This window comes from Paenibacillus sp. FSL K6-4396, assembly GCF_038002525.1.
GTDB lineage: Bacteria > Bacillota > Bacilli > Paenibacillales > Paenibacillaceae > Paenibacillus > Paenibacillus amylolyticus_B.
In genome coordinates this window covers 109,041-121,919 of the sequence record NZ_JBBOCR010000001.1, presented here as the reverse complement: position 1 = coordinate 121,919, position 12,879 = coordinate 109,041, and the positions used below count along the sequence as shown (strand labels likewise).

The 12,879-nt window shown below is 46.9% G+C and carries 10 protein-coding genes and 1 riboswitch; of the genes, 5 read left to right on the top strand and 5 right to left on the bottom strand.

Annotated features, from left to right (window positions below):
* Window positions 1-3: 3 nt before the first annotated feature.
* Both MHB85_RS00575 and MHB85_RS00570 read right to left on the bottom strand, forming a co-directional pair.
* Window positions 4-1,485, bottom strand: coding sequence for an alpha-N-arabinofuranosidase (locus tag MHB85_RS00575; protein WP_192136419.1), 1,482 nt, complete (start codon window positions 1,483-1,485; stop codon window positions 4-6).
* Between the two features lie 218 nt (window positions 1,486-1,703).
* A complete protein-coding gene (locus MHB85_RS00570) occupies window positions 1,704-2,891 on the bottom strand; it encodes a WD40/YVTN/BNR-like repeat-containing protein (protein ID WP_192136418.1) in 1,188 nt (395 codons plus the stop codon).
* Between the two features lie 392 nt (window positions 2,892-3,283).
* Between MHB85_RS00570 and MHB85_RS00565 the strand changes: the two genes are divergently transcribed.
* Window positions 3,284-3,415, top strand: a complete 132-nt coding sequence (locus MHB85_RS00565; protein WP_282615758.1) for a hypothetical protein — start codon at window positions 3,284-3,286, stop codon at window positions 3,413-3,415.
* 425 nt (window positions 3,416-3,840) lie between these two features.
* Here MHB85_RS00565 and speB read toward each other — a convergent pair whose 3' ends face one another.
* Together speB and speE are read right to left on the bottom strand one after the other, a co-directional pair.
* Window positions 3,841-4,710, bottom strand: coding sequence for an agmatinase (speB, locus tag MHB85_RS00560; RefSeq protein ID WP_192136417.1), 870 nt, complete (start codon window positions 4,708-4,710; stop codon window positions 3,841-3,843).
* Window positions 4,711-4,725: 15 nt separating this feature from the next.
* Window positions 4,726-5,553 carry a polyamine aminopropyltransferase gene (speE, locus tag MHB85_RS00555; protein WP_017691306.1) on the bottom strand — a complete coding sequence of 276 codons (828 nt, stop codon included), beginning with the start codon at window positions 5,551-5,553 and terminating at the stop codon, window positions 4,726-4,728.
* A 411-nt stretch (window positions 5,554-5,964) separates the two neighbouring features.
* On the opposite strand from speE, the gene MHB85_RS00550 reads away from it, so the two are divergent.
* Window positions 5,965-8,043 carry a transglycosylase domain-containing protein gene (locus tag MHB85_RS00550; protein ID WP_100528572.1) on the top strand — a complete coding sequence of 693 codons (2,079 nt, stop codon included), beginning with the start codon at window positions 5,965-5,967 and terminating at the stop codon, window positions 8,041-8,043.
* Window positions 8,044-8,241: 198 nt separating this feature from the next.
* Here the strand turns inward: MHB85_RS00550 and MHB85_RS00545 are convergent, their stop codons facing one another.
* Window positions 8,242-8,745 carry a YwhD family protein gene (locus MHB85_RS00545; protein WP_017691308.1) on the bottom strand — a complete coding sequence of 168 codons (504 nt, stop codon included), beginning with the start codon at window positions 8,743-8,745 and terminating at the stop codon, window positions 8,242-8,244.
* A gap of 101 nt (window positions 8,746-8,846) precedes the next feature.
* Between MHB85_RS00545 and MHB85_RS00540 the strand changes: the two genes are divergently transcribed.
* The 3 genes from MHB85_RS00540 to MHB85_RS00530 all read left to right on the top strand — a co-directional run bounded on the left by MHB85_RS00540 (window position 8,847) and on the right by MHB85_RS00530 (window position 12,557).
* On the top strand, window positions 8,847-10,838 hold the full coding sequence (locus tag MHB85_RS00540) for a M1 family metallopeptidase (RefSeq protein ID WP_192136416.1): 1,992 nt from the start codon (window positions 8,847-8,849) through the stop codon (window positions 10,836-10,838).
* 10 nt (window positions 10,839-10,848) lie between these two features.
* A complete protein-coding gene (locus MHB85_RS00535) occupies window positions 10,849-11,700 on the top strand; it encodes a hypothetical protein (RefSeq protein ID WP_192136415.1) in 852 nt (283 codons plus the stop codon).
* Between the two features lie 245 nt (window positions 11,701-11,945).
* Window positions 11,946-12,083: riboswitch (cyclic di-AMP (ydaO/yuaA leader) on the top strand.
* Between the two features lie 3 nt (window positions 12,084-12,086).
* Window positions 12,087-12,557, top strand: coding sequence for a C40 family peptidase (locus MHB85_RS00530; RefSeq protein ID WP_036607285.1), 471 nt, complete (start codon window positions 12,087-12,089; stop codon window positions 12,555-12,557).
* The last annotated feature ends 322 nt before the right edge of the window (window positions 12,558-12,879 follow it).

Genomic DNA, 12,879 nt, shown 5'->3' with positions numbered 1-12,879 from the left:
GCATTAACCCTCTACAGCGAGCACCCCAACCGATGCTGGTGGAAGGACAAAACGCAGTGTGTTATTCTCCAGTGTGAGTCCTTCCCACGCCACAGGCTGAACACGATTCGGCTGTTCAAAGGTATTGAATGCACCAAAATCAGTATGGTGCAGAATCTGCCCGGTTACTTTAGCCGCTTGAGCTGCGTCCAGCTGACACACAACTTCCAACTCATCCGTGTGACTCAGATTACAAGCTGTCACATGAATGACCCCATCCTTGTTGCGGGAAGCTGATAAGCTGAGCTGCGGAATGGTCTCTTCTCCGAATGTGTATCCTGGGCTTTCATAATTCAAATCCAGTCGCTGTGCATCCATATGGACCTGATACATATCAAATACATGATACGTAGGGGTCAGGAGCATTTTGTCCCCTTCCGTGAGCACAAGCGATTGAAGCACATTGACGATCTGAGCAAGATTTGCCATGTGTACCCGTTTATTATGTTGGTTGAAAATATTCAGGTTAACACCTGCAAGCACAGCGTCCCGCATCGTATTCTGTTGATATAGGAACCCTGGATTAGTTCCTGGCTCAACGTTATACCACGTGCCCCATTCGTCCACAATAATGCCAACTCTGCCCTCTGGATCATATTTGTCCATAATCTCGGAGTGCTTCACCAGTAATTCATCCATATGGAGCGTCTTTTTCAAGGTGGTGAACCATTCAGCCTCATCAAATCCTGTAGCTGCGCCTTTATCGTTCCACTCTCCTGTAGGGATGGTGTAATAATGAAGACTGATTCCATCCATAAAGCGAGCAGCCTCCCGCATCAGGACTTCCATCCATTCATAGTTACCTTCGTTCGGACCGCAAGCGATTTTATAAATCTCGTTCCCGGAATAGTTTCGTACATATGTAGCATACCGGCGATATTCATCCGCATAATATTCAGGACGCATATTGCCGCCGCATCCCCAGTTCTCATTTCCCACGCCAAAATACTTCATTTTCCACGGTTCTTCCCTACCGTTACTCTTACGCCAGTTCGCCATCGGCGATTCGCCGTCAAACGTGATGTACTCCACCCATTCCTGCATCTCCTGCACTGTACCGCTACCCAGGTTGCCACTGATGTATGGCTCCGTGCCCAGCAACTCACATAATCTCAAGAATTCATGTGTACCAAAGTGATTGTTCTCTTCCACACCGCCCCAGTGTGTATTGATCATACGAGCACGCTCACTCTTCGGACCTACACCATCTTTCCAGTGATATTCATCGGCAAAACAACCGCCTGGCCAGCGAAGTACTGGAATATTAAGCTTCTGCAAGGCCGTCAATACATCATTTCGAATCCCATCCGTATTCGGAATAGGTGAATCTTCTCCTACCCACAGCCCCTCATAAACACAACGTCCCAAGTGTTCGGAAAAATGACCATATATATTGCGATTTATTAATCCTTGATCCGAATCCGCCTTTAAAATAACATCAACCATGATTTCAACCTCCATATAATGTATTGTTATCGCTTACAATAACTCGTTTTAGAGTAGGTTTCAACCGTTTTTATTTCTAAACAAACAAGCCTCTTCCTGTGTAATTGATTAGGAAGAGGCTTGTTTGTTATATAAATTCATACAGAGACTTACCAAATTGATTTTTATACATTTCTAATTTGGATTTGCCCGTTTATTATTTCAGAATAACAGGCTACTTAATCCTGCTCTGAAGGCAACAACATTTTTTGTGTCCACGTCGTTCCACCATCTATAGTCTGATAGATCGAAGGAGAGTTATCACTTGTGACTACGAGCCAACCCGTCTTGGCCGATGGGAACGAGATACGGGAACTGTATCCCGGATCTTTCAGGTCAATATTTTTCCACGTGGAACCTGTATCATAAGAACGTCCAATACCCACTTTGCCCGCTGCCGGTGAACCCGCAGATAGATAAGCCGTCTGATTACCAATCAACGCCATGTTGCCGGGATGACCACCCGGGTTGGCTGGTCCGTTCCCTTTGCCCGTACTGTTTGTACCTGGTGCAGGACCTCCCCCTGCTGTGGATTGCGCAAATACTTGGGTCCAGTTCTTGCCTTGATTACCGCTCGCATAGAGGGAGTAGGATTGTTGGGACATGCCTGCATCACCATACAGAAGGGCCCATACTTGTTGGCCATGTGCATACAGATCCGCTCCGCTCCATGTGTCTGAGACAACTCGAAGAGAGGTTGTCCAGTTCTTGCCGCCATCACTCGTTTGCTTCAGATGATATCCCGATCCAGGTACAACCACGACGGCATACCCTTGTTTCTCTGTCGCAAAGGCAGCTGCACGCGTGTTGGCAGGCGTATTCAATCTACTCCAGGTTACCCCGCCATCCTTCGTCTGATATGCACCATTATAGGTGTAACCATAACCTACATCTTTATTGCGAAAATCGATTCGCTTGAATTGAATGCCCGGCGTATCGAGCCGCGTCCAGTGCGATCCCCCATCATGGGTACGGATCAGATAGGTTGCAGGTGAATTTTTCACTTGTGCCAACGCATATCCATTCACATTATTCGGAAAATCAAGCTGTGTGAATTGCCACTGCCCGGTATATATGGACTGCCACGTACATCCTGCATTCGAGGTGCCGATCAGGAAGCCTTCACCCCCAGCTCGTCCAGTCGTATCATTTAGAAAATCAATGTCGGTAAATTGCAATCGTTGCTCTTCCACACCACTACCTTTTTTCAGTGTAGCAGAGAGTCCATGATCTCCCTTTCCACATGCCTGTGAAGATGCAGCGTTAGCACCTGATAGCGTATGTACTGGACCGATTCCCCAAGCCAGCGTTAACGATAATGCGAGTGCACCAATTCGTTTCCATGTCATTGAACTCTTGGTTGTCATCGTAACACCTCCTTCTATGGTTTTACCCAAATTTGATGGTTCTAACGTAACAATCGGATTAACCCCTATGACAATTTTGCAAGAAAAAAACCACCTTCACCCATGATTGGATCATGTAGGCAAGGGTGGTGCATCAACAAACGTTGTGTACTCTAAGTTAAATGGGATACGTCCCCACAGCAAGGATAACAAAACTGATACTTAATAAAAGGGATAAATATTAAGATGGAGTCATGCCAAGGCAGGAAATCTGCATGTGCGAACTATACTAACACATGAAATAAATGGTAGAGACAAGGGAACGTACGTGCTATAATTGATTTTATGGACTTTTGAATATCGGTGGATGTTTTCCCGACCACGGCGCAGCTTCCCGAGAGGGGGTGACGTCGATGGTCAAACTTGCGGCGTTGCTTGATGTGATCCGATGGATTGCTGCGATCCTCAGTATTGTACTGAGTGGACGAAAGCTTTACCGTTGGTTACGCAAAAAGTTTCGTAGCAAGCGAAAACCCACCTCATAAGGTTGGCGCCTAACGGTGGGTTTCGCTTGAATAGCATTATTCAGTTCATGCGCGCCGTGGCAATCCACAGCCTTTCGGGTCCTAAGAGTCTTTACCGTTGGTAGCGGTAAAGGCTCTTTTTAGTATATGACCGAACCCGAGCACCATATACTTCACGAATGTAATATATCAATTAATATACTACTGAATACTTATGTAGTCAGTATAGCACAGCTCTTTCCAAAAGTTAAATTAAGTTAAGTTAACTTAACTTAATTTAACTTCGTTATTTGGTTTGCCAGAATACTTTTGGTCCAGCAATCAATTCCGTTCCTTAAGCTAGAATAGTTGAGGACACAGGGATAAACGTGAACAAAAAACGCCCTCCCTGCGCTAATTTGAAACTGCGCAGACAGAGAGCGTTATCTTTATCAATTATTCTGTGATTATTTCACAAATCCAAGTAGCATTTCACGGATCAGCTTCGCAGCTACAATCTGTGTCTGTTGTGTTGGATCATAGATTGGTGCAACTTCAACCAAGTCACAACCAACTACATTTACATCAGATCCTGCGATCATATGAATGGCTTCCAGCAGTTCCTTGGACGTAATGCCGCCCGCCTCTGCTGTACCTGTTCCTGGTGCTGCAGACGGATCAAGTACATCGATGTCGATGGTTACGTATACCGGACGATTGCCCATCTTCGGAAGAGCTTCCTTCATTGGAGCTACCACTTCAAATGGATAGAAGTTGATGTTCTCGCGACCATACTGGAACTCCTCACGGGAGCCAGAACGGATACCGAACTGATAGATGTTTTGGCCACCCATCAACTCAGCTGCTTTACGTACTGGCGTGGAGTGGGACAATGGCTCGCCTTCATAGTTTTCACGAAGGTCAGCGTGTGCATCAATATGAATCAGGATAAGATCCGGGTATTTCTTGTACATCTGTTGGATGACTGGCCAAGTAACCAGATGCTCGCCACCGAGACCAACTGGGAATTTGTCGTCAGCGAGCAGACTACCGATGTATTCATGAATTACTTCAAGGCTGCGTCCCGCGTTACCGAAAGGCAAGAGCAGGTCTCCAGCGTCAAAGTATGTCATGTCTACAATGCTTTTGTCGAGATATGGGCTGTACTCTTCAAGTCCAACCGATGCTTGACGGATATGAGATGGGCCGAAACGGGAACCCGGACGGAAGCTGACGGTATAATCCATCGGCATGCCATAGATAACCGCTTTGGAGTTCTCATAATCCTCAGAGCTGCAAATAAATACGTTTCCTGAATAAGCTTGATCCAGTTTCATTAATGATTTCCCCTTTTATTTCGTTAAATCTTCCACGAATTTAGGAAGTACAAATGCTGCTTTGTGCAGACGCGGAGAGTAATACTTGGTATCCATCTCCGGGATTTGAGTCTCATCCACCTCAAGCGGGTCATGTTTCTTGCTACCCATAGTGAATGTCCACAAACCACTTGGATAGGTTGGAATATTACAGCCGTACACATGTACGATCGGGAAGATTTCTTTGACGTCTTTGTTCACCTTCTGGATCAGATCCGCCTTGAACCAAGGGTTGTCCGTTTGGGCAACAAAAATTCCGTCTTCTTTCAATGCTTCGTAGATGCCTTGGTAGAACCCACGCTCAAACAATGGCGCAGCCGGGCCTACAGGCTCCGTGGAGTCTACGATGATCACATCGTATTCATTTTTATGTTCAATAATATGCATATAGCCGTCGTTCACGAGCACTTCAACATTAGGCTCGTCCAACTTGCCGGCGATTTCAGGCAAATATTTTTTAGAGTATTCAATGACTTTACCGTCAATTTCGACGAGAACTGCTTTTTCTACAGCAGCATGTTTAATGACTTCACGAATGACTCCGCCATCGCCGCCACCAACAACCAGAACTTTTTTCGGATTCGGGTGAGTGTTCAGCGCAGGGTGTGCCGCCATTTCGTGATATACGAATTCGTCTTTTACAGTCGTCATCACCATGCCATCAAGAAGCAACATGTTACCGAATTCTTCGGTCTCTACCATGGCCAAATCTTGAAAATCCGTTTTCTCTGTAACATAGGTCTGCTTAATCTTCGCGGTGATCCCGAATACCGGGGTCTGTTTCTCCGTAAACCACAATTCCATAATCTCTACCTTCTTTCCGTAAAGTTAATGATCAGCCATACCCGATCCAGCGCTGTGCACTCTAATCGGTTCGCCCAAGCACGTCCAGCGTCCGGCGCCATATCGCGTTATAATTGCTGGCCTGCGGGAAAGGTCCGCGGTTCACTTCATTATATAGATTAAATTGACCAGAGCGTGCAGAGCGTCTGACTAATCAATGAATCAATGACCATTCGTCTGTTCGTCCTTACGCGCTTTAGTATCTTGTGCCGAATCTTACCTTTTCATTACCCTTTTGCATTATACGCGATTGACGTTTATACTGCAAAACGGTTTTAAGGCGGAAATGCTACATTTTGTTCGCTTATGCATCCGATTGAATATCCCTGCCAATCAAGTCCCATACTGGAAGAAAAGAGAGGAGCCCGTTCCATGACCAAGCCAAATCAAAAGACCCGCAAACGCGGGTTCCGTGTACGTAAATTGTTTAAAAACCTGTCTCTGCTCGCCGTGCTCGCTATACTTGCTACCGCTGCAGGATTGGTCTATCTATACGCAACCAGCCTGCCTCTCGCAGACTCTGACCGGAATTCCAGATTACTGGACAGTCAAGGTGAAGTCATCGCTACCTTCTCCGCAGGTGGCAAAGACTCTGTACCCGTTCAACTGGAGGATATCGCTCCAGATCTGGTCCATGCCACTCTGGCTGTAGAGGACCGCAAATTCTATAATCACTACGGGTTCGACGTGCAAGGGATGGGACGGGCTGTGCTCGTTAACCTCGAACATATGCAGATGTCGCAGGGTGCGAGTACATTAACTCAACAGCTGGCGCGTAACCTGTATCTGTCTCATGAGAAAACATGGACTCGCAAAGCCAAGGAAGCTATGTACACGGCGCAATTGGAGATGAAATACAGCAAGGATGAAATTTTGCAGATGTATCTGAACGAAATCTATTATGGGCATGGTGCGTACGGAATCGAAGCGGCCTCACGAATGTATTTTGGCAAATCAGCCAAACAGCTGGATCTTGCAGAGAGTGCCATGTTGGCAGGAATCCCGAAAGGACCTACCTACTATTCACCCTATAACCATATGAAGAATGCCAAAGACCGACAGAAGATTGTGCTGAATGCCATGGCTGATATCGGCAAGATCACCCAGGCCGAAGCGGATAAGGCCTATGAGAAAATGCTTTCGTTCAAACCGGAAAGCGAGCGTAAAACGGTGGAAAGCGCCCCTTATTTCCGTGACTATATCCGGAATCTGGCGATCAAAGAGTTGGGAATCAGTGAAGCGATGCTGGATCATGGGGGATTGAACATCTACACCACCCTGGATCTGCGTGTTCAAAAAGCAGCTGAAGACGCCATAGCGAAGGGCATGGATGCCAAAAGTGAGCTGGAGACGGCTCTGGTGTCCATCGACCCTCGGACGGGTTACATCAAAGCCATGGTTGGCGGCAAGAATTACCGCACCAATCAGATTAACCATGTTCTGGCGACAACGCGCCAGCCAGGTTCGGCGTTTAAACCGATTATGTATCTGGCAGCCCTGGAATCCAAGCAGCTCACCAGTGCATCCATATTTAACAGTGAACCTACCCTGTTTCACTATGACAATGACCGCAAAACTTATAAACCCGGCAACTTTGGAGACAAGTATCTGGGTGAGATTGATCTAAGACAGGCGATCGCCGCTTCAGATAATATTTATGCGGTGAACACCATTATGCAGATCGGTCCTGAGCAGGTTGTGAGTATGGCAAAAAATCTCGGCATTACAAGCAACCTGAGCGCCGTACCTTCTCTTGCACTGGGAACGTCACCTGTCAGCCCGTTGGAGATGGCGTCGGCCTTTTCCGTCATTGCTGCTGGTGGACAACGGACGCCACCTGTAGCCATTCTGCAAGTGACGGATGCCGCAGGACGTGTGCTCTATGAATCGCCTCAAACCAAGGCTGAGACCGTTGTGGAACCTGCAGCAGCTTATGTCCTGACTCGTTTAATGGAAAGTGTCTTCGAAAATGGAGGAACGGGCAACCGGGTATCCAAGGCGATCAAACGTCCGGTAGCCGGAAAAACGGGAACAACCAACACGGATGCCTGGCTCGTAGGATTCACACCGGAGCTCTCCACCGCGGTATGGGTTGGGTACGATCAAGGCAAAGCCATCTCGACTTCGGATGGCCGCCGGGCGGCTCCGATCTTTGCCCAGTTCACAGAGCAGGCACTTGCGAGCGTACCACCCAAAATTTTCACCGTGCCTGATCATGTCGTAAGTGTCTATATTGATCCGGAATCCGGCAAGCTGGCAGGCAACGGTTGTGAAGAGAAACGATTGGAAGTTTTTATTGATGGTACTGAACCGACAGAGGTATGTCATGGCACAACGGATGATTCGGATTCCGGAGAAGATGAGAAGACCCGTCAGGTACAGAATCAACAAGGTATACAGGAAGAGAAACATTCCTGGTGGGGAGATTTCAAACGTTGGTGGGTAGAATGACGTAAATGCGCGATGACTTAGTTACGTCACCTATAACTCCTGGTTATATTGAACAATTGGAAATTCACTTCGGATGAAAACTCATAATTATTCAGATCGATGAATACGATTAATGCACAAGCAAAAGACCCACAACCGATCTTTCCGGTCAAGGGGCCTTTTGCTTTTTTTCTTTTAGACTGTGTTTAAAGATCCGCCCTAGGCGAGTGCTTCCTTCAATACATCTGGAGAAGCATTCCACCAGTCTTCGTTGTGTGAGATCAGCAGTGTCTTAAGTGCAGCTCGAGCTTCAGGTCCAAGCTCATCCAGCATGAAGCGACGCTTCAAGGCATAATCCATGCGATTCACATGTTCCGCCAGCAGTTTCCATCCACGTCTTGCTTCCGTATCAATCCACATCTCACATGCCGTTGCTCCACCATACAGTTGGCCTTCCTCCGTGCGATCGACAGCTACCCATACCAGCCATACCTGGCGTCCGTTGGGCACATCCTCACGATTGGTAGAGAACTTGATATTGCGTTCCACTTTGCTCTTCGCATGCATCGCACCAATATCGATTTTGGCTTCGCCATTATCAATAATGACCGGGGAAAGGTTATTCAGTTCAATGGAGCCTGCACCGAAGCCTTTATGCTTGCTTTTTGCACTAACGATATTCAAGGCAATCTGTTTTTTGCCGTTTTGCTCGTTTTGGTCCATGTTTATAGCCTCCAAGGGTTGATACAAATATTTTAACTAATAATTGTCCCATTGCAAACATATACATGCTGTAGATGCTTGTCAACGGGAGGTATTTAACGATGATTCCACGACGCGCCAAGAGCTGGCTCACTGTATCCCTGGCCCTGTGTGTACTTGCCGGAGGGATATGGATCACTCTGGGTTATAATCGCTCAACTCATTCCGAATTGCCAGTACTCGCCCCCGAATCGGGCAAGCCCAAGGCAATAGCTCCAACACCAGCTCCTCCAGAAAGTGTACAGACCCCTACTGCCGAAGTGTACAGCAACCGTGTTGTGGAATATCACATGGATGTAAAACTGGTCGAAGGGAATGTACTGGAAGGGACTCAGACGATTACCTGGACACATCCAGGTAAAAAGACCGTCAGCGAGCTTTACTTTCATATGTATCCCAACGCCTTCTCTTCTGCTGACACCACCTTTATGAAGGAATCCGGTGGAAAGCTTCGGGGTGATGTCATGCCTACCAATGGTTATGGCTCCATGAACATTACCGAAATGAAAACGGAGGACGGGCTCTCTCTGCTGCATCGGATGCAGTATGTGCAACCAGATGACGGAAATATCAAGGACACCACCCTCATTAAAGTACGCTTGCCCAAACCCGTCAAAGGCGGGGAAAGCATTACGCTCCACACCAGATTTGAAGTGAATCTGCCGAAGATTTTTGCACGAATGGGAACTGCTGATCATTTTGTCATGGCAGGTCAATGGTTTCCCAAATTAAGTGCCTATGAACCTGTAGGCAGGCGTGGACAAACAACGGAAGGCTGGAATCTGCACCAGTACCATGGCAACTCAGAGTTTTACGCCGACTTCGGTATATATAGTGTACGTATTCGGGTGCCTGAAACATACAAAGTGGCTGCTACCGGATTTCCGACGCAGCAAGCCGTGGTGAAAAATGGAGAAAAGGTCTATCAATTCTATGCCGATGATGTGCATGATTTCGCCTGGGCAGCCTCACCCGATTTTGTGTACGCCGAGGAACCCTTCTCTGCACCCAATGTGCCTGGTGTACGAATCAAGTTATATCTGGACCCAGCTCATCAGGATCTGAAAGAACGTTATTTCTACGCCGCGAAGGCCGCTCTAGCCAATTATAGCAAATGGTTTGGCCCATATCCTTATGCTACCTTATCCATCGTAGTTCCACCCAAAGCGGGGAACGGTGCTGGAGGTATGGAATACCCTACACTAGTTACGGCCTTTGGAGCCGATGATACTACGCCAGGTTATGACCTGGAACGTACCGTAGTCCACGAGATCGGACACCAGTACTTCTACGGCATGGTTGCCAGCAACGAATTCGAGGAAGCCTGGCTGGATGAGGGGTTCACCTCTTATGCAGAAGACAAACTAATGGAGCAGGAATACGGATTGATTCCAAATCTGCCGGTACAATCGGGACTGATTACTTCTCCTTCATCGTTAACACAAGAATCCTGGAAGTTCGATTCACAGAATGAGTATGCAGCCAATGTCTATACACGTGGCAAGCTTGTATTGCTTGGTATTGAACACCAAGTCGGTGCCAAAAAGATGGAACGCATTCTCTCTACCTATGTGAAGAAGTACCGCTTCAAACATCCCACTTCGGCTGATTTTCAGAACGTTGTGGAACAAGTGACCCGCACTTCCTGGTCTGATTATTTTGATCAATATGTCTATGGTAACGGGATGGCTGACTTTGCTGTAGAGAAGATTCGTGTTACGCCCGTACAGAAAGACGGTCAAACATTGTACGAGTCATCCGTGACGATCGCAAAAAAAGGGAGTGATTACAGCGCCGTTCCTGTTCGCATTGCTTTTGAAGACGGGCATATCCTCACCAAGCAATGGAATGGCAAAGAAGATCGCATCACCTATAAATTAACTCACACATCCCCCGTATCCTGGGCCATGACCGATCCCCTGTACTCGATCGTGCTGGAGAACCGCCATATGAACAATTTCCTGAAATCCGGACTGGATGAGCGGGCGAAGTCCCGCTGGAGCATGAGTGTAACCAAACTAATAGAAGCCATATTCGGAGGTCTGTCATGGTGAGGTGGAAACGGTGAAAGCGAAAATACGTGAAGGCTGGTTTCTCGTCCGTCAGCATATGTTCATTGCCGCACTCTTATTTCTCTATCAACTCATTTGGGGATATTTCTTCTATCGAATGGTACAATCGGCGGTCATCCCACTGCTCCTGCGCTATCCAGATGCTGATGCGGGGGAGCTGAGTACACTTTTGTTCAAAATGGAAAGTCAACTTAACCTGTCTACCCATCCGGAGGTTCATCGTTATCTATGGATTCTCGGGGGCATGCTGCTGGTTCGCATGTTGATCAGCCCCCTCATTCAGGCAGGACTGCTCTACTCACTTCAGCACTTTAATTCTACAGAAGAGCGCATCCCCTTTGTCCGCGGAATCAAAAATCTGTGGAAACCGATGCTGCTGCTACACACCGTACGTACATTATTGATCCTTCTGCCCGCCTACTGGCTCATACCGAAGCTCTACTCTATTCTCATGGAAGGTTTTCATTCCCTTCAATTACTTTTGCCTGGTATACCTTATGTTGCTGCCTGGATTGTATATGGCTGGATCATCCACCATGCCATACTCTACATGCAGTTCGGTGTTTCGGCACCAGAAGGAGAAGGCGGGGCTCACGGTACCCTCAAAGCACTCTGGATTGCACTGCGTCATCTCATCGCTGTAATCGGCATTGCACTCCTGCTGGGCGGAGTACACCTGCTCGTCTTTGGGGCATTCACTTCAGCCTCATGGTTATTAACGGGACTTACCGGACTTATACTACAACAGACGTATCCACTTGCCAGATGTCTATTGAGTCTGTGGAAAATATGCAGCCATTTCCGATTATGGCAGTCCAAAATATCCAAAGGTGAGAGCAGATAGATTAAAAATTGTTACCATCACAAGTTAAACTCATGGCCTAATATGTACTTATAAATAGGCAAACCTCAACCTTTCCCCGTCAAAGGTCGAGGTTTTTTTTGCTAAATTTGTTGCTAAACGTTGCCAAAGCCGTACTCCTCTGTTACAATAATCGCAGTGAGTTTTTAGTAACAACTTTGTAATCTTTACATTCATATTTGTAACTACTTAAAATTAAATCGTCATTTCTTGATTTCGCAGGTGCATAACTAGCACAGCCAAATTCCTGGCACCTGGGAAGCGGGGGAACCAGTTATGGGTGAATTGATCTTGCTACAGAGGGATCATAGGGGACCTTCAACCGAATCCTTAAGCTAACCTCGCAGGCATTGGAAGGGGAATATCTCTTGTTCAAGAAGAAATTAACCGCAGCTGTACTTAGCATCACATTCGCTTTATCGCTTGGTGCAGGTAGCGCATTCGCAGATTCAAAGATGGACACAGTAATTGATTCAGCAATGGGAACTACATACAAAAGTGGGGGAACAACGCTTAACGGCTTTGACTGCTCCGGATTTACACGGTATGTATTCGACAAGTTGGGTATTGATTTGGCACGCCAATCCAGTTCCCAATTCGACATGGGCGATTCTGTATCCCGCATGGAAATGAGAGCTGGCGATCTGGTGTTCTTTAATACAACAGGTAAAGGCGTATCCCATGTAGGAATCTTTGTAGGGGATGGAAAGTTTGCACACTCCTCTTCTTCCAAAGGCGTTACGATCAGTGCATTGAGTGAAAACTATTGGGCCAATCGTTATGTTGGCGCGAAACGGATTATGAGCACGGACGCATATGAATCACTGGCCCTTGACTAGGGACAAGCTGAGCAACATAATGCTGTAACCATTAACCATACTGGAACGAAGCAAGAAGCATAACAGAACCGCCCGGTACATTCTCCGCAGGAATGTATCCGGCGGTTTTTTTGTGCTTCAATCCTTATTCATGTTGCAAGGTATACTCTGGGTATATCCTGCGACATCAACAGGTTCATTTTGCGTTCGTTCGTCCGTGCCCTTATGATGTTTTTACCCATCCCGTTATAATATAAACGAAATTACCGGAACTTTTGTTTCATTTTTTTTCTGGGGAAGGAAGACTTGCTAAAAGAACATCACTTTTGTAGAGTGGACAAAG